Annotated in this window: 22 protein-coding genes; 9 read left to right on the forward strand and 13 right to left on the reverse strand. The window is 28.3% G+C overall.

Annotated features, from left to right (window positions below):
- Positions 1-2: 2 nt before the first annotated feature.
- Complete coding sequence (locus BUB01_RS19945) at positions 3-1,172, forward strand: aminotransferase class V-fold PLP-dependent enzyme (protein WP_072992578.1); 1,170 nt, start codon at positions 3-5, stop codon at positions 1,170-1,172.
- A gap of 80 nt (positions 1,173-1,252) precedes the next feature.
- On the forward strand, positions 1,253-1,852 hold the full coding sequence (yyaC, locus tag BUB01_RS19950) for a spore protease YyaC (protein ID WP_072992581.1): 600 nt from the start codon (positions 1,253-1,255) through the stop codon (positions 1,850-1,852).
- Positions 1,853-2,094: 242 nt separating this feature from the next.
- Here yyaC and BUB01_RS19955 read toward each other — a convergent pair whose 3' ends face one another.
- The 13 genes from BUB01_RS19955 to rpmH form a co-directional block, all read right to left on the reverse strand.
- Entirely contained in the window at positions 2,095-2,337 is a 243-nt protein-coding gene (locus BUB01_RS19955) for a YkuS family protein (protein WP_072992584.1), read from the reverse strand.
- Positions 2,338-2,392: 55 nt separating this feature from the next.
- Positions 2,393-2,878 (reverse strand): DUF4446 family protein, encoded by a 486-nt coding sequence (locus BUB01_RS19960; RefSeq protein ID WP_143152546.1) that lies wholly within the window; start codon positions 2,876-2,878, stop codon positions 2,393-2,395.
- A gap of 63 nt (positions 2,879-2,941) precedes the next feature.
- Positions 2,942-3,802, reverse strand: a complete 861-nt coding sequence (locus BUB01_RS19965; protein ID WP_072992589.1) for a ParB/RepB/Spo0J family partition protein — start codon at positions 3,800-3,802, stop codon at positions 2,942-2,944.
- On the reverse strand, positions 3,795-4,577 hold the full coding sequence (locus BUB01_RS19970) for a ParA family protein (protein ID WP_072992592.1): 783 nt from the start codon (positions 4,575-4,577) through the stop codon (positions 3,795-3,797). Before BUB01_RS19970 ends, BUB01_RS19965 begins: the two co-directional genes overlap by 8 nt.
- Before the next feature lie 414 nt (positions 4,578-4,991).
- Positions 4,992-5,768: a nucleoid occlusion protein gene (gene noc, locus BUB01_RS19975; RefSeq protein ID WP_072992595.1), complete on the reverse strand. Its 777-nt coding sequence runs from the start codon at positions 5,766-5,768 to the stop codon at positions 4,992-4,994.
- Between the two features lie 143 nt (positions 5,769-5,911).
- On the reverse strand, positions 5,912-6,631 hold the full coding sequence (gene rsmG, locus BUB01_RS19980; protein ID WP_072992599.1) for a 16S rRNA (guanine(527)-N(7))-methyltransferase RsmG: 720 nt from the start codon (positions 6,629-6,631) through the stop codon (positions 5,912-5,914).
- Between the two features lie 12 nt (positions 6,632-6,643).
- Positions 6,644-8,524 (reverse strand): tRNA uridine-5-carboxymethylaminomethyl(34) synthesis enzyme MnmG, encoded by a 1,881-nt coding sequence (mnmG, locus tag BUB01_RS19985; protein WP_072992603.1) that lies wholly within the window; start codon positions 8,522-8,524, stop codon positions 6,644-6,646.
- Positions 8,525-8,538: 14 nt separating this feature from the next.
- Positions 8,539-9,918, reverse strand: coding sequence for a tRNA uridine-5-carboxymethylaminomethyl(34) synthesis GTPase MnmE (mnmE, locus tag BUB01_RS19990; RefSeq protein WP_072992606.1), 1,380 nt, complete (start codon positions 9,916-9,918; stop codon positions 8,539-8,541).
- A 413-nt stretch (positions 9,919-10,331) separates the two neighbouring features.
- A complete protein-coding gene (jag, locus tag BUB01_RS19995; protein ID WP_072992609.1) occupies positions 10,332-10,955 on the reverse strand; it encodes an RNA-binding cell elongation regulator Jag/EloR in 624 nt (207 codons plus the stop codon).
- A 42-nt stretch (positions 10,956-10,997) separates the two neighbouring features.
- Complete coding sequence (gene yidC, locus BUB01_RS20000; RefSeq protein ID WP_242958453.1) at positions 10,998-11,681, reverse strand: membrane protein insertase YidC; 684 nt, start codon at positions 11,679-11,681, stop codon at positions 10,998-11,000.
- 25 nt (positions 11,682-11,706) lie between these two features.
- On the reverse strand, positions 11,707-11,916 hold the full coding sequence (yidD, locus tag BUB01_RS20005; RefSeq protein ID WP_072992613.1) for a membrane protein insertion efficiency factor YidD: 210 nt from the start codon (positions 11,914-11,916) through the stop codon (positions 11,707-11,709).
- Positions 11,879-12,268: a ribonuclease P protein component gene (rnpA, locus tag BUB01_RS20010; protein WP_072992617.1), complete on the reverse strand. Its 390-nt coding sequence runs from the start codon at positions 12,266-12,268 to the stop codon at positions 11,879-11,881. Before rnpA ends, yidD begins: the two co-directional genes overlap by 38 nt.
- 61 nt (positions 12,269-12,329) lie before the next feature.
- Positions 12,330-12,464, reverse strand: coding sequence for a 50S ribosomal protein L34 (rpmH, locus tag BUB01_RS20015; protein ID WP_072992621.1), 135 nt, complete (start codon positions 12,462-12,464; stop codon positions 12,330-12,332).
- Between the two features lie 567 nt (positions 12,465-13,031).
- Here rpmH and dnaA point away from each other — a divergent pair.
- From dnaA to gyrA, 7 genes are all read left to right on the forward strand, one after another.
- Positions 13,032-14,387 carry a chromosomal replication initiator protein DnaA gene (dnaA, locus tag BUB01_RS20020; protein WP_072992624.1) on the forward strand — a complete coding sequence of 452 codons (1,356 nt, stop codon included), beginning with the start codon at positions 13,032-13,034 and terminating at the stop codon, positions 14,385-14,387.
- Positions 14,388-14,648: 261 nt separating this feature from the next.
- Positions 14,649-15,749 (forward strand): DNA polymerase III subunit beta, encoded by a 1,101-nt coding sequence (gene dnaN, locus BUB01_RS20025; protein WP_072992628.1) that lies wholly within the window; start codon positions 14,649-14,651, stop codon positions 15,747-15,749.
- A 125-nt stretch (positions 15,750-15,874) separates the two neighbouring features.
- Positions 15,875-16,081: a S4 domain-containing protein YaaA gene (yaaA, locus tag BUB01_RS20030; protein ID WP_072992630.1), complete on the forward strand. Its 207-nt coding sequence runs from the start codon at positions 15,875-15,877 to the stop codon at positions 16,079-16,081.
- A 57-nt stretch (positions 16,082-16,138) separates the two neighbouring features.
- On the forward strand, positions 16,139-17,221 hold the full coding sequence (recF, locus tag BUB01_RS20035) for a DNA replication/repair protein RecF (protein WP_072992633.1): 1,083 nt from the start codon (positions 16,139-16,141) through the stop codon (positions 17,219-17,221).
- A gap of 20 nt (positions 17,222-17,241) precedes the next feature.
- Positions 17,242-17,502, forward strand: coding sequence for an extracellular matrix regulator RemB (gene remB / locus BUB01_RS20040; protein ID WP_072992637.1), 261 nt, complete (start codon positions 17,242-17,244; stop codon positions 17,500-17,502).
- Between the two features lie 79 nt (positions 17,503-17,581).
- Complete coding sequence (gene gyrB / locus BUB01_RS20045; RefSeq protein WP_278337161.1) at positions 17,582-19,492, forward strand: DNA topoisomerase (ATP-hydrolyzing) subunit B; 1,911 nt, start codon at positions 17,582-17,584, stop codon at positions 19,490-19,492.
- Between the two features lie 22 nt (positions 19,493-19,514).
- Positions 19,515-22,067 carry a DNA gyrase subunit A gene (gene gyrA, locus BUB01_RS20050; RefSeq protein ID WP_072992639.1) on the forward strand — a complete coding sequence of 851 codons (2,553 nt, stop codon included), beginning with the start codon at positions 19,515-19,517 and terminating at the stop codon, positions 22,065-22,067.
- The last annotated feature ends 465 nt before the right edge of the window (positions 22,068-22,532 follow it).

Consider the following 22,532-nt stretch of genomic DNA (forward strand, 5'->3'; position numbering starts at 1 on the left):
TAATGAATATATATTTTGATAATGCAGCTACATCTTTTCCTAAACCACAAGAAGTTGTATCAGCTATAAATCAAACATTAACTTGTTTTGGTGGTAACTCTGGAAGAGGTTTTTCTAGTTTTACAATGGATAGTAATCGCATAATTTATAATTGTAGACATAAGTTATGTGATTTCTTCAACTTTAATATTGAAGAAAATGTAATATTTTCAAATAATATTACTACAGCTTTAAATATACTTTTACTTAGTATAGTGAAGCCAGACTGGCACATTATATCAACTTCTATGGAACATAATTCAGTACTTAGACCTTTATTTAAATTAAGAGAAGACTTAAACATAGATTTATCTATAGTTAATGCAGATTCTACTGGCTTAATATCTATTGACAAAATTAAATCTAAAATTCAAGATAATACTAAATTGATTATCTTATCCCACAGTTCTAATTTAGTTGGAACTATACAACCTATAAAAGAATTAGGTCAAATTTGCAAGGATAAGGATATATTTTTAATTTTAGATACAGCTCAAACTGCTGGTGTAATTGATATAGATATGAAGGATTTAAATGTAAGCGCTTTAGCATTTACCGGACATAAATCTTTACTTGGGCCTCAGGGCATTGGTGGATTTTTAATTAGTGATGATTTAGAAAGAATTTCTAAACCTGTTCTGGTAGGAGGTACTGGAAGCGACTCACATTCAACAATAACTCCAAATTTTATGCCTGATAAATTTGAATGTGGAACTTTAAATACTCCTGGAATAAGTGGCTTATCTGCCGGAATTGATTTTATATCAAAAGAAGGTTTAAACACTATAAGAGAAAAAGAAGAATTCTTATGTGATGAAGCTATGAAAGTTCTATTAGATTTTGATAAAATAAAATTATATGGTCCTACTAATGTAGCTTTAAAGACTTCTACAATTGCATTTAATATAGATGGTTTTGATGCTTCTCAGATAGGTTTCTATTTAGATAAAGAATTTAATATAGTTACTCGAACTGGGTTACATTGTGCACCACTAGCACATAAAACTATAGGAACCTTTCCAAATGGTACAGTTAGAATAAGTCTTGGTTACTTTAATACAGTTTCAGAAATTAAATACTTTAAAGAATGCATAAATAAAATTATTAAGCTTAAAAATCCTAGTTTATTTTAACTAGGATTTTTATTTTTAATGCCCATTTTTGAATAAATACCTCTTTTTATGGAAATAATTACATTAAAGGAGGTTTTTCTATGCAATCAAAATTTGTAGTGGATGCAACTGACGTTGATGCATCTTTTCGTATAAGAGATTACTTACACAAAATTCTATTACCTATTTTTAAAGAACACAGATCAGTAGTTTTTATATGTATAGGTACAGATAGATCTACAGGTGATGCTCTTGGTCCACTAGTTGGTGAAAAACTCAAATATCTACCTAGAAATGATGTTTATATTTATGGAAATTTAGAAAATCCAGTTCATGCTAAAAATATTGAAGATATATTAGTAGAAATAAATACAAAGTTACCCAACGCATATATAGTTGCTATAGATGCTTGTCTTGGAGCTCTTGAAAATGTAGGTAAGATTTTTATAAGCGAAAAACCTATATATCCAGGTATGGCTGTAAATAAGAAATTACCCCCAGTTGGTGATTTAAGTATAGTTGGTATAGTTAATATTTCTGGAAGTTTAGAATTTATGGTATTACAAAATACTAGGCTTCATACAGTAATGAAATTAGCTGATTCTATTTCTATTGGAATAAGTCATTGCATTTTAAAATGTATTGGTAAGAAAAAAAATATCATTAATGCCACTATTGAAGGTATAATTAATACTAATTAAATATTATTAATATATATATGTTGCAATATGATTTCTACACTCAACTTGTTCGAAATTGTAAATTACTCTAAAAGTTCTGAATGTAGATTACTTATTAGAACCTATATATATTATAGTTTAAAATCTACATTTATATTAATACACTTGTTAAACATAAAGTAAAGATAGTATTTAATCTAATTTATAAAAAACATATTATAAAATATATATTAATTAAATATTATTATACTAGTTAAATAACTTTAATAATTGTTATTTTTATTCATCAATATATTTTCTATATCATTTATGTCTTTACTTCCTTTATCTATTATAATTGCTCCTTCAATTTTATTATACTTATAGTTTAACTCAGCAGTATTGATACTTTTTAAATTACATATTGCTGCGTCATAATCCTCTTGTGCATTATCAACTATTTCAAAACCTCTATTATATAATTCTTCTTTTAATTGTTTTAATTCGCTAGTTATATATAGTCTCATAAAAAAACCTCCTTTTTAGGTATTCTAGACCTATAAGGAGGTTTTTATACAATATTTATACTGTTGTTTTTACTTTATTTATTGCATTATTTAATGCTGTCATTTCTTCTTCTGATAAATCATATCTAGAAATACCTTTATCTATTGGCTTAGCATAACAAGTACTTTCATTTCTTCCATATATACCAGTTAATATAATACCATCATTATTTTCATCTAATATTGCAATTGAAAAACTCAAGTCACTTCCAACATCTTCAAATGCTTTATATCTTACCATTGCTACCTTTTGAACACAGCTTTTCATTTTTTCTTCTAACAGGTTAGCATGCTCTATAGCATTTTGAGAATTGTTATTTGCTTCATCAACTCTATCAAGATATGAAATAATTAATTCTTCAATATTTTTATTATTCACACCTCTCATCATTTTTCTATATTTTTTTTCAACTTTTCCTACTGATCTAAATAGTACAATTATCAAAATAAATTGTAAAAGTATAATTACTGCTAAAGCTATTGCAATATAAGGCATATACATTTGTATATTGTTTGTTAAAAATTCCAAGCTTCTTCATCCTTCCTGATTGTTTCACGTGAAACATTATAAATTTATTATTTCTATTATTCTTTGTAAATCTTCTTCAGAATAATACTCTATTTCTATTTTACCCTTATTATTTTTATTATTAAGTTTAACCTTTGTGCCAAAATAATTTTGCAATCTATTTTGAAGGTCTTTATAATATGGATTTATCTTTTTTTCTTCATTACTTTTATTGTTTTCATTTTCTTCTTCATTTATTTTCTTTACAATTTTTTCTGTTTCTCTAACAGACAAATTCTCGTCTATTACTAATTGAGCTGTTTTATATTGATTTTCTTTGTCCTCTAATCCTAATAACGCTCTTCCGTGCCCTTCACTTAAAACTGATTCAATTATATAATTTTGAACTCTATTATCTAACTGCAATAATCTCATTGTATTTGAAATAGCTGTTCTTGATTTTCCTATTTTTTTTGATAATTCTTCCTGAGTTAATTTAAAATCATTTAATAATCTTTGATATGCCTTTCCTTCTTCTATCGCATTTAAATCTTCTCTTTGAATATTTTCTATAAGAGATACCTCTAAAAGTTTTTCCTCATCTAAATCCATAATTATTGCAGGCACTTCTTTTAATCCGGCCATTTTAGCAGCTCTCCATCTTCTTTCACCTGCGATTATAGAATAGCAATCCTCATCTTTTTTAAGTATTAATGGCTGAATTAATCCATGTTCTTTAATTGATGTTGATAATTCAACTATTTTTTCATTATCAAAATATATTCTTGGCTGTTCTTTATTGGGTTTAATTTTATTCATTGATATAGTATTTGTATTTTTAGCTTCTTTAGTCTCAATACTATCATCTTCTGGTATTAAAGCTCCTAACCCTTTGCCTAAGCCAAACTTTTTACTCACTTATTTTCACTCCTTGCCTACTTAAAAATTCTTTAGTTAAAATTTCATATGCTTCTGCACCCTTACACTTATCATCATATAACATTATTGGCAAACCAAAGCTTGGTGCTTCTGCTAATCTTATATTTCTAGGGATTGTAGACTTATATACCTTGTCTTTAAAATATTTTTGAACTTCTTTATAAACTTCATTACTTAAATTAGTTCTAGAATCATACATAGTCATTACTACTCCTTCTATTTCTAGATTTTTGTTTAATGACTTTTTAACTAAATTTATAGTATTTATAAGTTGTCCAACACCTTCTAATGCGTAAAATTCGCATTGTATTGGTATTAATACAGATTGACAACATGTCAATGCATTTATTGTTAATATACCTAAAGAAGGTGGACAATCTAAGAAAATAAAATCAAATTGATCTTCAATTTCTTTTATTTTATTCTTTAATATAAGCTCTCTAGATTCTGTTCCAATTATTTCAACTTCAGCCCCAGCTAAATTCATTTTTGCTGGTGCTACATAAAGATTTTCAACTAATTCACTTTGTTTAATTATATCTTTCAAAGATGTATCACTATCTGTCATTACATCATATATAGACTTATCTAACTTTCTTTTATCTATTCCTAACCCACTAGTTGTATTACCTTGTGGGTCTATATCTATTGCTAATACTTTATACCCTAACATAGCTACATAAGAGCATAAATTTATATTGGTAGTTGTTTTTCCAACTCCACCTTTTTGATTAAAAACACATATAGTTTTCATATCAAAACCTCCTTCCATACATAAATATTATATCTTTAAATTTAACATAATAAAAGTGATTACTTGTTATATATATATGAATTTTATATATTTTTTTATATGTTTCACGTGAAACATATAAATACTAATCCTAAATATGCCTAAAATGATAAAAAATAAAATTCTAGATTATAATAAATAATTTATATCTATAAAATTTACATTGAGCTATATTTTATAGATAGTCTAAATATAGAAACTTAATTAAAACTTATATTTAATTTATAAGTATAAATCAAAATATATAACCATCATAAAATTTATTTTTAAATATTCTATAATTAATGAAATATTAAAATTGTAAAGTCTTAAAAATAAAAAAGGAACTATCGCTAACAAATTTTAAATCTGTTAATGCGACAGTTCCACTAATACCTACTTTTTAGGTATCTTAACTGTAATTTGAATATATTCATCAAAATCCTTTGATTTATATTCAGCTGGTATTTTAAATTTATCAAAAACTTGTTTTATAGAATTAACATAAATTTTAGAAGAAAAAATACCTTTTATTTTTTTCTTTCCTTCGTTATTTAATTCATCACCTGCAAGCTTTAATAATTCTCTGTTTATTAAATCTTCCGTAGCCTTAACATTTAAACCTTGCTTTATTACTTTTTTAATAACCTGTAATTGTAATTTTTCATCTGGTAAAGACAATAAAGCTCTTGCATGTCTTTCAGTAAGAGCATTTTCTAAACATATAAGTCTCACTTCTTCACTTAATTTTAATAATCTTAATTTATTAGCTATAGTAGACTGCTTCTTTCCCATTCTTTCAGCTATTTGTTCTTGCGTAAATTTATGATCCTTTATTAAATTAAAATATGCTTCTGCTTCTTCTATAAAATTAAGATCTTCTCTTTGTAAATTTTCAAGTAATGCAACTTCTGCTGATTCTGAGTCTGTTATTTCTACTACTGTACAAGGAACTGTTTCTAAAGATGCTAATCTTGCTGCTCTCCATCTTCTTTCACCAGCTACCAACTCATATAAATCTCCTCTTTTTCTAACAGTTAGAGGTTGAATTATTCCAAACTCTGATATAGATTGAGATAATTCCTTCAATGCGTCCTCATTAAAAAATTTTCTTGGTTGATAAGTGTTTGGAATTATATTCTCCACACTAACATTTATTATTTCTTTGTGCATATCCCATACCATCCCTTACAATAAACAATCTCGAATATAAGCTGCCATTATTTTACATATTCTCTATTGACAGCTAAAATCCTTCTTTTTTATCAAAAAATTTATGACAAAAAAGTTAATTTTTCTATATAAACCCACTCTTATTATTTTAGCGGTTTTTTAGTTATAGTTCCAGCTTTTCTTGGATAAACATTTGGTGTTGCTTTAACTTTCTTTATAACTACTAAATTATGATTTAAATCAGTTCCTTCTATATCTACAGAAATCACCTGTAATAATTTTCCACCTAACATTCCTATAGCTTTTTTAGCCTCTTCTAATTCTTCATCAATAGAAGGACCCTTAAGCGCTATAAAATATCCTCCAACTTTTACGTATGGTATACAAAATTCACTAAGTACACTCATATTTGCTACAGCTCTTGACGTTGCAATATCAAATTTTTCTCTTAAATCTTTTTGTCTTGCACCATCCTCAGCTCTTGAATGTATAGTTACTACATTGTCTAAGTTTAAAGATGTTTTAATTTGATTTAAAAAATTTATTCTTTTGTTTAATGAATCTAATAATGTTACATTTATGTCAGTTTTCATTATTGCTATAGGAAGCCCAGGAAATCCAGCTCCTGTTCCTACATCTATAACACTTTTACATTTTTTAAATTCATCTAGTTTAAACGCATTTATACAATCTATAAAATGCTTTTTTATTATCTCTTCATCTTCTGTAATAGCAGTTAAATTTATCTTTTCATTCCATTCTTTTAATAAATCTTTGTAAGTTATAAATTTATTATATGTTTTTTCATCAAAACTCATTTCAACTTTATCACAAGCTGATTTCATTAATTCAAAAAATTCCATACTAATCCTCCATTAGTTATTAACTCTATATTGGTGCTCTAAATATATTAAAAGCACTGATATATCTGCTGGAGAAACTCCAGATATTCTTGATGCTTGCCCTATGCTTATAGGTCTTATTTTTGAAAGTTTTTGAATTGCTTCAATTCTTAACCCCTTAATGTTGTTATAATCCAAGGCTTCCGGGATAAGCTTCTTTTCAAACTTTCTGAATTGACCAACTTGCTCTAATTGTTTTTCTATATACCCCTCATATTTAGCCATTATGTTAAGTTGTTCCCCTATATCATAAGGTAGTTCTGGTCTTTCTTGATCTAATGGTGCCACTGAGAAGTAATCCACTTCTGGTCTTTTTATAAGTTCATACATTGATATTGGCTTTCTTAGTTCAACAGAACCTATACTTAATAAAAATTCATTAACTTCCTTCTTATTAGTTATTTGAAGATTCTTAATTCTTTCAAATTCTGACTCTATATTATTTTTTCTTTCATTAAATATATTCCATCTTTCTTCACTTACGAGCCCGGCCTTATAACCTATAGGTGTAAGTCTTAAATCAGCATTATCTTGCCTTAATAATAATCTATATTCTGATCTCGAAGTCATCATTCTATAAGGTTCATTTGTTCCCTTTGTAACTAAATCGTCTATAAGGACACCTATATATCCGTCAGATCTTGTTAATACAACCTGTTCTTTATTTAACACCATAAGTGCAGCATTCATACCAGCTATAATACCTTGTGCGGCTGCCTCTTCATAACCTGAACTTCCATTTACCTGACCAGCACTAAAAAATCCTTCATAATTTTTAAATTCTAAAGTTGGTTTAAGTTGTGTTGAATCTATTGAATCATATTCTATAGCATACGCAGTTCTTAATATTTCAACATTTTCTAATCCAATAACAGTTCTAAGCATCTTTACTTGAACATCTTCAGGAAGTGATGAACTCATACCCCCTACATACATTTCTAATGTATTTTCTCCCTCAGGTTCAACAAATATCTGGTGCCTCATCTTATCTGGAAATCTCATTATTTTATCTTCTATAGATGGACAGTATCTAGGACCTATACCTTCTATACTTCCATTATACATAGGTGACCTATGTATATTTTCTTTTATAATTTCTTGAGTTTCTTCAGTAGTGTAAGTAAGCCAACAATCTACTTGTTCTCTATCTATGTTTTTACTTATAAATGAAAATGGAACTATCCTTTTATCACCAGGCTGTCTTGTCATTTTTGAAAAATCTACACTTCTCATATTTATTCTTGCGGGTGTCCCTGTCTTAAATCTTCTTAATGATATACCTAAGTCCAAAAGACTTTGTGATAAATCATTAGCTGGAAATAATCCATTAGGTCCCCCACTATAACTTACATCACCTATTATTATTCTACCTTTTAAATAAGTACCAGTAGTTAAAATTATAGCTTTACAGTTATAGTAAGCTCCATTCTTAGTTAATACTCCACAAACTTTTCCATCCTTAACATCTATAGAAATAGCCTCTAATTGTCTCACATATAAGTTTTCAGTGTCTTCCATAACATGTTTCATTCTATCTTGATAAGCCTTCTTATCTGCCTGTGCCCTAAGTGAATGTACAGCAGGTCCTTTTGAAGTATTAAGCATTCTAGATTGAATAAAGGTATTATCTATATTAACACCCATCTCTCCACCTAAAGCATCTACTTCTCTTACTAAATGACCTTTAGCAGTACCTCCTATATTAGGATTACATGGCATCATAGCTATAGAATCTAAATTCATAGTTAGCACTAATGTTTTACATCCCATTCTTGCTGAAGCAAGACCTGCTTCACAGCCAGCGTGACCTGCTCCAATTACAATTACATCATAATCTCCAGCTATATACTTCATCTATTATCAAACTCCTACTTTCCACAACAAAATTCTGCAAAAATTTTATTTACTACATCTTCTTCAAGTTCAGCCCCAGTTATTTCTCCTAAAGCTCTTAATCCTGATGTTACATATATTGATATCAAATCCAAAAATTCGTTATTATTTAAATTTGTAAGTCCTAATTCTAAATTTTCAATTGCTCTATAAAGTGCTTGTTTATGTCTAGTATTAGTTATCATTAAACTTTCAGAATCTATACTTCCATTAAAGAATAATTCCTTTATCTTTTCCTTTAATAATTCTATACCAAAACCTGTTTTAGCTGATATTTCTATAAAATTAGAAAGATCCTTAAGCGCATCAAAATTTAACTTTCTATCTAAATCTACTTTATTTAATAGAACTACATATTTCTTATCTTTTATGAATTCTATAATTTCTCTATCTTCCTCATCTAACTCCCTACTTGTATCTAACATGAATACAACTAAATCAGCTTCATTTATTTTTTCTTTTGATTTTTCTACACCAATTTTTTCAACTACATCCTCAGTTTCTCTAATTCCTGCAGTATCAACTATTCTAACAGGAATACCGTCTAAATTTATATACTCTTCTATAACATCTCTCGTAGTTCCAGGTATATCTGTAACTATAGCCCTTTTTTCCTTTAAAAGTGCATTTAATAAAGAAGATTTTCCCACATTAGGTTTACCCACTATAACTAAATTAAGACCATCTCTTATTATTTTGCCCTCATCTGCACATTTCAAAAGTTTATCTATCTCATTTATAACGTTTCTTAACTTGTTCGCAACATCTATAGGTATTTGTGGATCTATCTCTTCTTCATCTTCAGTAAAATCTACCGCATACTCTATAAGTGCTACTATATCTAAAACTCTAGCTCTTAAATTATTTATTTCCCTGGAAAGAATACCTTCACTTTGCATCATTGCTGACTTCATAGAAAGTTCTGTTTTAGCAGTAATTATATCCATAACTGCTTCTGCTTGACTTAAATCTATTCTTCCATTTAAAAATGCCCTTTTTGTAAACTCACCTGGTTCTGCTAGTCTTGCACCTGCCTTTATAACTTCTTGAAGAACCTTATTAGTAGAAACAACTCCCCCGTGACAATTTATTTCCACAGTATCCTCTGCCGTAAAACTTCTAGGTCCCTTCATAAAACTAATAATAACCTCATCAATATTTTGTGAGGTTTCCATATCAACAATATGTCCGTACTTCATAGTATAAGGTTTCATATTTAAAATACTTAAACCATTTTTAGCCTTAAATATCTTATCTACTATTTCTAATGCCTTAAATCCTGATACCCTGATGATAGATATTCCACCTTCACCTATGGCAGTAGCTATAGCAGCTATTGTATCAAATTCTTTCATATATCCTCCTTAACTTATAGGTTGATTTTTAGCTTCAAATCTACCTTAAATTGAAACAAGAATAATTTATCCATCAACATATAATTCTTGAAATTACACTAACAAAATAAATCATTAGAATTATTGTAGATAGGATAAATTTATTATATATAAGCTTAAACAAAGTTTCTTATTTTATACTAATATTCATTTTACCTAACTATAAATCAATAGTCAAAGTTTATTATATGTAATATTTAAATAGTATTAACATTAGATATTATCTTTAAATTAATAGGAAATTTAATAATTTAATTCAAAAATTTATAACTTCAAATTATAAAAAATTAAAATTTTATCTTATAACTATCAAAAATAAAAAAATTTACTCTATATCAACAAAAGAAAGCCAAAAATTTGGCTTTCTTTCTTAATTATCTCTTTATATCTACTACTATTCTTCTATATGGCTCTTCACCTTCACTATATGTATTTATAGTGTCATCCCCCTGAAGTGCGGAATGAATTATTCTTCTTTCATAAGGATTCATAGGTTCTAGCTTAAATAGCTTTCCTGTTTTTTTAACTTTATATGCTGTTTTATCAGCAAGTCTTCTTAATGTTTCTTCTCTCTTATTCCTATAATTTTCAGTATCTAAAACTACCCTTTTATATGGTATATCATGATACTTATTAACAACTAGGCTTGTTAAGTATTGAAGTGAATCTAGTGTTTCACCTCTATATCCTATAATAAGTCCCATTTTAGACCCTGTTAAGTTAATACTAATAACATCATCAGTTTCCTTAATATCAATCTCTGCACTAATATCCATCTTAGCCAATACATCAGTTAAGAATTTTTTAGCTTCACTTATATAATCTCTTTTTAAAGTAACTGATACCTTAGCAGGTTTTGAGCCTATACCAAATAATAATCCTTTGCTACCTTCTTCTATAATCTCATATTCCACTTTATCTTCAGTAGTGTTTAGTTCATTCAAAGCATTTTTAAGTGCTTCTTCAACGGATTTACCTAACGTTACTACATTTTTCATACCCTTTTCACCACCCTATAAAAGCTAAAATATTTTAAATTTTTAAGATTGTATAGCTGCTTTCTTTTTAGCTGGTCTTACAACTAATACATATGTTTGAGCTATTTGTATTATGTTACCCATTATCCAATATAAAACTAAAGCTGGTTTAAAGTTAATTGCCATGAAACCCATCATTATAGCCATACCTATATTCATTGATCCCATGTTCATACCACCTTCTTGCTTAGGAGTATTACTTGTCATAAGCCATGATGATAAATATGTTGTAGCAGCTGATAATAATGGTAGTACTATTCCACTTCTCTTAGCACCTAAATCAGCTATCCATAAAAATGAAGCTCCATCTAAACCATTTACTCCTATAAATACCCAATATAAAGCTATTAATATTGGCATTTGTATAAATAAAGGAAGGCATCCACTCATAGGATTAACTTTATTATCCTTATAAAGTTTCATTACTTCCATATTAGCCTTTTGCGGATCACTTTTATACTTATTTTGTAATTTTTTTACCTCTGGTTGAATCTCATTCATTTTAGCTTGAGATTTTAATTGTTTAACATTTAGAGGTAATAATACTAACCTAACCATTAATGTTAATAGGAATATTGATAAAACGTATCCTAAACCAACATCAGTTACTCCTAAATTATTTACTACAAAATTATGAAGTAATTCAAAAAATTTTGCCATTGGCACTTTTAAAAATTCTACGTTCAAACTTTTAACCTCCTAGGTAATTCTATTACTTAACAGGATCATATCCACCTTCATGAAATGGATGACACTTTAAGATTCTCTTTATACTCATAAATCCCCCTTTTAAAGCCCCATATTTCTCAATAGCTTCTAATGCATATTGTGAACATGTAGGATAAAATCTACAACATGGTTTCTTTAAAGGTGAGATGAATTTTCTATAAAATTTTATTAGAAGTATTAAAATCCTTTTCATCTAAATTTAGTCCTGCCTTTTTAAAAAGATTTTTCATAGCTCTTTCTACTTCAATATAAGACTTATCCTTAGATGCTACTCTTGCAATAAAAACAAAATCATGACCTTTTTTAAGATTTGCACAATTTAATCTGTAGCTTTCTAAGATCAATCTCTTCACTCTACTTCTAACTACACTTTTTCCTACTTTTTTACTAACAGAAATTCCTATCCTATTAAAGAAGAAATTTTCTTTATCTTTATTTTTTCTGTTATTAAAAACATACAAAACTAGTATGTCATTAGAATAAGACTTTCCTCTTCTATAAACATTTCTAAATTCAATGTTTTTTCTTAACTTCTCTATTAACATAACGATATCCTATTCTCCTTATTTTCTGCTAAATTGCAGAAAAAGGCCACAAAAGCGGCCCTTATGCTGTCAAAGTTTTTCTACCTTTAAGTCTTCTTCTCTTAAGAACATTTCTTCCAGCTTTAGTTTTCATTCTTTTTCTAAAACCATGTTCTTTTTTTCTTTGTCTTTTTTTAGGTTGGTATGTCATGAACATTCAAATACACCCCCTTCGGCGAAATATTTTTATAGTCATAAACTATACTAAATTACATTTCTCAGTTAATTTAGGTTTTACTTTTTAATTATATATTCGAAAGCATAGTCTGTCAAGAAAATCAAAACTTGTTGATTATTTTTGAAAGCTTTTATTTTTTTGTGGATAAGTTGTTGAACCCTAGTGTTTATTTGTGTTATTATTAAAAAGAACTGTGTATAAATTTATAAAACTCGAAAGGTTATCCACATCTGTGGATATAATTGTGCATAACTTGTGCAATTCTTCACACCATCTACATTAAACACATATATTTTTGACATAAATTCTAATATTATACCTTGTTAATTATGTTTATAAAATATATATTAGTAATTGTGGATAACATAATATATAAATTTATATCCACACTATTATTAACATGTGAATAAAATTATACTCATAGTTATTTAACATATTTAGCTGTTAATTATTTTGTTTATAAAATGTTATTATATATTTTTCAACCTTATTTTTAAAGAAAAATTTTTTTTATTTTAATGATTTTTATTGACTGGAGGATAAGAAATGGATGCCCAATTAAGTAATATCTGGGAACAGACTTTGAACATTATCAAAGGGGAAATGAGCGAAGTAAGTTTTAATACATGGATAAAAAGCTGTCAGCCCTTATCTATAGACAATGATACTCTTAAACTTAGCGTTCCTAATGACTTTACAAAAGATATCTTAGAACAAAGATATAAATCCCTTTTAATTCAAGCATTGAAGATAGTCTCATCAAAAAATTACTCTATTGATTTTTTGTTAGAGACTGACTTAGATGCGTCCAAAAATATGGGAGAACAACAAGTAGTTAAAAAGGAAAATAGTGCTGTGACTGTAAATGATGAAATGTCTGCAACCCTTAATCCAAAATACACTTTTGATTCTTTTGTTATAGGTAATAGTAATAGGTTTGCCCATGCAGCTTCATTAGCCGTTGCAGAGTCTCCAGCCAAAGCTTATAATCCTTTATTTATATATGGAGGAGTTGGACTTGGAAAAACTCACTTAATGCATGCGATTGGACATTACATATTACAAGGTAATCCAAAAGCAAAAGTAGTTTATGTATCATCTGAAAAATTTACAAATGAACTTATAAACGCTATTAAAGATGATAATAATGAAGAATTTAGAAATAAATATAGAAAAGTAGATGTTCTTTTAATAGATGATATTCAATTTATAGGTGGTAAGGAAAGAACTCAGGAAGAATTTTTCCATACTTTTAATACATTACATGATGCAAATAAACAAATTATATTATCATCAGATAGACCACCAAAAGAAATTCCTACATTAGAAGATAGATTACGATCAAGATTCGAATGGGGTTTAATCGCCGATATTCAAGCTCCAGATTTTGAAACTAGAATGGCTATATTAAAAAAGAAAGCTGATGTTGAAAAACTTAGTGTGGCCAACGAAGTTATGGTTTATATTGCTACTAAAATTAAATCTAATATTCGAGAATTGGAAGGTGCTTTAATTAGAATAGTTGCTTATTCCTCTCTTACCAATAGACAAATTACAGTCGATTTAGCATCTGAAGCATTAAAGGATATTATATCTAATAAACAAGGCGCTCATGTAACTATTGACTTAATACAAGATACTGTTTCAAATTACTTTAACCTTAGAGTTGAAGATTTAAAATCTCAAAGAAGAACTAGAAATGTAGCATATCCAAGGCAAATAGCAATGTATTTAAGTAGAAAATTGACTGATATGTCACTTCCTAAAATCGGAGAAGAATTTGGAGGTAGAGATCATACTACTGTAATTCATGCTTACGAAAAAATTTCAGAAGGCTTGAAAAATGATGAAATGCTGCAAAACACAGTAAATGAGCTAACTAAGAAACTAACCCAAAAATAATTCACAACTGTATATAATAACATCTGAATTGGTTGTGGATAATATAAGGTTTGAGTTTTCCTGTTAATAAATGTGGATAAGTATAATAAATAGTTACTAACTTATCCACAATATTTTTTTATTTAAGATCGTTGATTTTAAAGGGCTAATAGCAGTTTTCAACAAACTCACAGCCCCTACTACTATTATTACTAAAAATTTTATCTATTTATTATCTATTTATATAAATATAACTGTTGATATCTAAGGAGGTTTTTTAAATTGATTTTTATATGTGACAAAACAAAATTACAAGATGCAATAGCAATAGCTCAAAAAGCTATAACTGGTAAATCTACTATGCCAATATTAGAAGGTTTATACATAGAAGCGAATAAAAATACATTAACACTAATTGGATCGGATAAAGATGTAAGCATAGAAACAAAATTAGAAGCAGATGTATTAAAAGAAGGCAAAATAGTCGTTGATGCTAAAATATTTGGTGAGATAATAAGAAAATTACCTAATTCTGAAGTTAAAATAGAAACATTAGAAAATAATAGTATACAAATATCTTGTGAAAAGTCAGTGTTTAACTTAGTTCATATGAATTCAGAAGAGTTTCCTGGATTACCTCAAATAAACGAAAATATAATTTTTGGTATTCCTCAAAATTTACTTAGAAATATGATTAAAGGTACATCTTTTGCAGTAGCTCAAGATGAAACAAGACCAATATTACAAGGAATACTTTTTGAAGTTGAAAATTCTAAATTAAATTTAGTTGCTTTAGATGGCTACAGATTAGCATTGAAAAGCGAATTAATAGATACTAATAATACTATAAATGCTGTAATACCAGGCAAAACCCTTAATGAAGTAGCTAAAATATTAGAAGATAATGAATGTGTAGTAAGTATAACCTTTACTACAAACCATATTCTATTTAATCTTGGAAATACTAAGGTTATTTCTAGACTTCTTGAAGGAGAATTTATAAAATATAATGCATTACTTCCTCAAGATTATAAATTATTAGTAACAGTAGACAAACAAGCAATCCAAAATGGTATTGAAAGAGCTTCACTTATGGCGAAGGACGGAAACTCTAATCTTATAAAGTTTGATATAAATGATGATGCTATAGTTATCACATCTAATTCTCAATTGGGAAAAGTAAGAGAAGAAGTTTCTGCAAATATGCAAGGAGAAGGAATGCAAATTGCATTTAACTCAAAATATCTTCTAGATGTTCTTAAAAATATGGAAGATGGAGAAGTTGAAATGGAACTAACAAGTTCGATTTCACCTTGTATCATAAAAAATAAAAATGCCGAGAATAGTAAATATCTTGTACTTCCTGTTAGACTTGTTAAATAAAAAATAATTTTTTGGATATAATAGAAAATATTAGAATGTTTATAGTTATATATTAATCAGCAAGGTGATTTATTCACTTTGCTGTAATTAAATTGAATTAAAACAAGAAAGGATATTCTACAAGAATGGAAGAAATTAAAATAAATACTGAATTTATAAAATTAGATTCTTTTTTAAAATGGTGCGGAGCTGTAGGAATGGGATCAGAAGCTAAGATGTTTATACAAGATGGAGAAGTGCTTGTTAATGGTGAGGTTTGTACTCAAAGAGGAAAAAAGATAAGGCATGGAGATAGTGTTGAGTTCAATGGAGAAATTTATAAAGTAATTTAATTAAATACATAAACATGAATACATGATAGTGTGTTATAATTAATATAGGTGTTTTTTATGTATATTAAAAGTTTGCAATTAATTAATTATAGGAATTATGAAACTCTTAACATTAACTTTTGTAAGAATGTGAATGTTTTTATGGGAGATAATGCTCAAGGAAAAACAAATATTTTAGAGTCTATATATTACTGTGGTTTTGCAAAATCACATAGAACTACTAGAGATAAAGAATTAATATCTTGGGATAAAGAAAAATCATTTATAAGTTTAAGTATAGGTAAAGAAAGATTAGATAAAAAAATAGATATAACCATATTAAAGGATGGTAAAAAAGCCATAAAAATAAACTCTATAAAGATTAGTAAAATTGGAGAGTTAGTTGGAACCTTTAATGTGGTTATGTTTTCGCCTGAAGACTTAAGAATAGTAAAAGAGTCTCCAGGATTCAGGAGAAAGTTTCTAGACATGGAACTTTGCCAACTAAATAAAAAATATTATTACAATTTAGTTCAGTATAATAAAGTATTAGCAGAAAGAAATACAATGCTAAAAACTAAAAATTTAGATTTATCTATGCTTGATATTTATGATAGTCAGCTAGTAAATTTTGCTGAATACATAATAAAAGCAAGATTAGAATATATAAAGAATCTGAATAATCATGGAAGTAAGGTTCATGAAGATATTACTTCTTCAAAAGAAAAAATAGAATTTAAATATATTTCCACTGTAAAAGATTTAGAAAATATAAAAGAATCTATGATTTTATTATTAGAGCAGAATAGAAAAAAAGACTTAGATAAAAAAATAACATCTATAGGTCCACATCGAGATGATTTCAATATACTTATAAATTCAATAGATGCAAAAAGCTTTGGTTCTCAAGGACAACAAAGAACTGCTGTTTTAACTATAAAATTTGCATCACTTAGAATAATTAAGGAGCTTACAGGAGAATATCCTGTTTTATTATTAGATGATGTATTATCAGAACTTGACTTTAGTAGAAAAAGATACATACTAAGCTCAATTCAAAATATTCAAACTGTAATTACTTGTACAGGAATAGAAGATCTAACTGATTATTTAGATGAGAATTCAAAGGTTTTTAGAGTAAGGGATGGATTTATTAAATAAACACTAAGGGAGGTATAAATATGTTTTTACATTTAGGAGAAAACGTAGTAGTACCAATAAAAGATGTTATTGGTATATTTGATCTTCAAACGACAATGTATAGTTCAGATACTATTCAATTTTTAAGAATGGCGGAAGAAGATGGTTTTGTCGAAAGAATAACTAAAGAACAACCTAAGTCATTTGTTATAGCTGAAGTAAATAAAATGAGCAAGATTTATCTATCTCCAATTTCTTCATCCACTTTAACAAAGCGTACTGATATTAATTATAATCTTTAAAGAAGTCCAATATTTAACTTTAATTAAGGTGGTTTTTTAGGGATTAAATAAAATGTATTTTTAGTATAGGAGGAGTTACATGTTGGAACAAAATAAACAAAGCTATGATGAAAGTCAAATACAAGTACTTGAAGGTCTTGAGGCCGTAAGAAAAAGACCAGGTATGTATATTGGAAGTACTAGTTCAAGAGGTCTTCATCATTTAGTTTATGAAATAGTAGATAATAGTATTGATGAAGCATTAGCGGGTTATTGTGATAGTATTAAAGTATATATACATCAAGATAATTCAGTTACTGTTGAAGATAATGGTAGAGGTATGCCTGTAGGTATGCATCCTAAAATGGGAAAGCCAGCAGTAGAAGTTATAATGACTATATTACATGCGGGTGGAAAATTTGGAGGTGGAGGCTATAAGGTTTCAGGTGGTCTTCATGGTGTTGGTGCATCTGTTGTTAATGCACTTTCAGAACAATGTGAGGTAATAGTAGCTAGAGAAGGTTATATTTGGAAACAGACATATGAAAGAGGAAATGTTACATCAGGTCTTAATAAGATAAGTGAAAGTGATGGACATGGAACTAAGGTTCACTTTAAGCCTGATTCTGAAATTTTTGAAGAATTAGAGTATGACTTTGAGATACTTTCAAATAGATTAAGGGAACTTGCTTTTTTAAATAAAGGAATAAATATAGAACTTTACGATGAGAGAAATGGTAAAGATCAAAAATATCTTTATGAAGGCGGAATAAAGTCTTTTGTTAGTTATTTAAATAGAAATAAAGAAATACTTCATGAAGAGCCTATATATGTTGAAGGAGTTAAAGATGATATAACAGTAGAAGTCTCACTTCAGTACAATGATGGCTATAATGAAAATTTATTTTCTTTTGCTAATAATATAGATACTGTTGAAGGTGGTACCCATTTAGTAGGATTTAAAACAGCTTTAACTAGAGTTATAAATGATTATGCTAAAAGGTATAATCACTTAAAGGAAACTGATAAAAATCTTTCAGGTGATGATATTAGAGAAGGTTTAACAGCTGTTGTATCTGTAAAGATAACAGATCCTCAATTTGAGGGACAAACAAAAACAAAACTTGGTAATACAGAGGTTAGAAGTGCTGTTGATAGTATAGCTGGTGAAGGTATAGCAGTGTTTTTAGAAGAAAACCCTGGTGTTGGGAAAATAGTAATAGAAAAGGCGTTACTTGCAGCGAGAGCTAGGGATGCAGCGAGAAAAGCTAGAGAACTTACTAGAAAATCAGTTTTAGAGAGAAGTTCATTACCAGGAAAACTTGCAGATTGTTCATCTAAGGATCCTATGGAATGTGAAATATACATAGTCGAAGGTGATTCTGCGGGGGGTTCAGCTAAGCAAGGGAGAGATAGAAAGTTTCAAGCAATTTTACCGTTAAGAGGTAAAATAATGAATGTTGAAAAACAAAGACTTGATAAAATACTTAATTCAGATACTATAAGATCACTTATAACAGCTATAGGAGCTGGTATAGGTAATGAATTTGATATAGAGAAGATAAGATATAATAGAATAATTATAATGACAGATGCTGATGTTGATGGTGCTCATATAAGAACTCTTTTATTAACATTTTTCTATAGATATATGAGAGATCTTGTAGAACAAGGGCATGTATTTATAGCACAACCACCACTATATAAAGTTTCAAAGGGAAAAAGAGAACAATATACTTACTCTGATAAGGAGTTAGAAACTGTCCTTTCTGAATTTGGTGGAAAAGATAGTAGTGTAAATATACAAAGATATAAAGGTCTTGGAGAAATGAATGCATCCCAACTTTGGGATACTACAATGGATCCAGAAAATAGAATATTATTAAAGGCAACTATTGAAGATGCCATGGCGGCAGATGAAATATTTACTATCCTTATGGGTGATAAAGTTGAACCAAGAAGAGAATTTATAACAGAAAACGCTAAGAAGGTTAGTAACTTAGATATTTAGTACTAATTATGAGGTGATGTTGATGAGCTTAAACGAGGGAAAGATTATACCCGTAGATATAAAAAATGAAATGAAAAAATGTTATATAGATTATGCTATGAGCGTTATAGTAGGTAGAGCACTACCTGATGTAAGAGATGGATTAAAACCAGTTCATAGAAGAATTCTATATGCTATGCAAGAATTAAATTTAGGACCCGATAAGGGCTATAGAAAATGTGCAAGAATAGTTGGAGAAGTTTTAGGTAAATACCATCCACATGGTGATACATCAGTTTATGATGCTTTAGTTAGAATGGCTCAAGACTTTTCAATGAGATGTATGCTTGTAGATGGTCATGGTAACTTCGGTTCGGTTGATGGTGATTCTGCTGCGGCAATGAGATATACAGAAGCAAAAATGAATAAAATTTCTGTTGAAATGTTAAGAGATATAAATAAGAATACTGTTGATTTTATTCCTAACTTTGATGGTGAAGAGGAAGAACCTGTAGTATTACCTTCAAGATTCCCTAATATTTTAGTAAATGGATCTTCAGGTATAGCTGTTGGTATGGCTACTAATATACCTCCTCACAATCTAGGAGAGATAATAGATGGAACTATAATGCTTATAGACAATCCAGAAGCTACAGTTTTAGATTTAATGACGTATATAAAAGGACCTGATTTTCCGACTGCAGGAATAATAATGGGAACTAACGGTATAAGGGAAGCATATGAAACTGGTAGAGGAAGAATTGTAACTAGAGCAAAGGCTGAAATTGAAGAAGATGAAAGAGGTAGGCATAGAATAATTGTAACTGAAATACCATATCAAGTTAACAAGGCTAGATTAGTAGAAAATATAGCTGATTTAGTTAAAGATAAAAAGATAGTGGGTATATCAGATCTGAGAGATGAATCTGATAGAGATGGTATGAGAATAGTTATAGAATTAAAAAAGGATGCTACGCCTAGCGTTGTTTTAAATACTCTATACAAACATACAAAAATGCAAGATACATTTGGTGTTATAATGCTTGCATTAGTTGATAATGAGCCACAAGTTCTAAATTTAAAACAAATCCTAGAATATTATATAACTTTCCAAAAAGAAGTTATTACAAGAAGAACTGTTTTCGAATTAAATAAGGCACAGGAAAGAGCTCACATATTAGAGGGTTTAAAAATAGCTTTAGATAATATAGATGAGGTTATAAGTATTATAAGAGGTTCAAAAACTTCAGAAATAGCTAAAAATACACTTATAGAAAAATTTGCTTTATCAGAAAAACAAGCTCAAGCTATTTTGGAAATGAAACTTAGAAGACTTACAGGTTTAGAAAGAGATAAAATAGATGAAGAGTTTAATGAACTTATGAAGCTTATAGATTACTTAAATGAAATATTAGGTAGTGAAATAAGATTATTAGAGGTTATTAAAGAAGAGTTAATAGAAATAAAGAATAGATATGGTGATGAAAGAAGAACTGCTATAGAAAAAAATGCAAATGAAATAGATATAGAAGACTTAATACAAGAGTCTGAAGTAGTTATAACATTAACTCATAGCGGTTATATAAAAAGAATAGCAGCAGATACTTACTCAGCTCAAAAAAGAGGTGGTAAGGGAATACAAGCAATGACTACAAAGGAAGATGACTTTGTAGAACATGTCTTTATTACATCTACTCATTCAGATATATTATTCTTTAGTAATAAGGGAAAAGCTTATAAATTAAGAGGATATGAAATACCTGATGCAGGAAGAACAGCTAAGGGTACTAATTTAATAAATTTAATACCTGTAGAACAAGATGAAAAAATAGAAACAGTATTAGCTATAAAGGATATGAATCAAGAAGGATATCTATTTATGGCAACTAAGCATGGTATAGTAAAGAAAACTCCATTGAGTGATTTTAAGAATCTAAGAAAAAATGGATTAATAGCATTAAACCTTAGAGAAGGTGATGAGCTATTAAGAGTTAAGGTAACTTATGGAGATGCTCATATAATAATCGTGACTAAAAATGGATATGCAATTAAATTTAGCGAAAAAGATGTAAGACCAATGGGAAGAACAGCTTCAGGAGTTAAAGCAATAACATTAAGGGATGAAGATATAGCTATATGTATGGATATAGCTGTACCAGAAGAAGATGTTCTTGTAATAAGTGAAAATGGATTTGGAAAGAGAACACCTATCACTGAATATAAACTTCAAAATAGAGGTGGTATGGGACTTATAACATATAAAATAGCTGAAAAGACAGGAAAACTTGCCGGAGCTACTATATGTAAACCAGATAATGAACTTATGCTTATAAATAGTAGTGGTGTAGCTATAAGAATAAATGTTTCTGATATATCAGTAACAAGTAGATCTACTATGGGTGTTACACTAATGAGAACTCTAGAAGAAGAGCAAGTTGTAGCTATAGCAAAAATACCAGCTAGTGAAAAAGAAGAAGATACTGAAGTTAATGATGAATCAACTGATGTAAATGCTAATGAGTCAACTGAAGTTAATGATAATAGCTTAGATGAGTTATTAGAAAGAGCTGATGAAGAAGAAAACTTAGAAGAATAGAATATAATATAATTAGATAGTCTAGAAACTAAATAAAAGTTTCTAGACTATTTTAATATATAGATAATTTGGGTATATACTGTATATGCATAAACACAATGCCTAGTGTGTCATATATAGAAAAGAGAAGAAATTAGTAGAAAAAGCTATGAATATAAGAATATATTCATAGTATTGTAATTTAACAATAAAAACTTATTGAAAAACATGATATTATAAAACACGTCGCTGATACAAATTGTGAGTGCGACAAACCATCACAACATAATTTAAATATAAAAAAAATATTAAAAACATTTTAAAATATTTAAAAAATATGTTGACAACAAAAAATAATGATGGTAAGATAAATAAGTCGCTAAAAGGTGATGAATGAAATTTGGTCTTTGAAAATTAAACAGAGCAAGAAAATATATGACCAGCAATTCTTTATGATTTAAATCATAAGACATACAACAGTAATGA

Source organism: Clostridium cavendishii DSM 21758, from assembly GCF_900141845.1.
GTDB lineage: Bacteria > Bacillota > Clostridia > Clostridiales > Clostridiaceae > Clostridium_AG > Clostridium_AG cavendishii.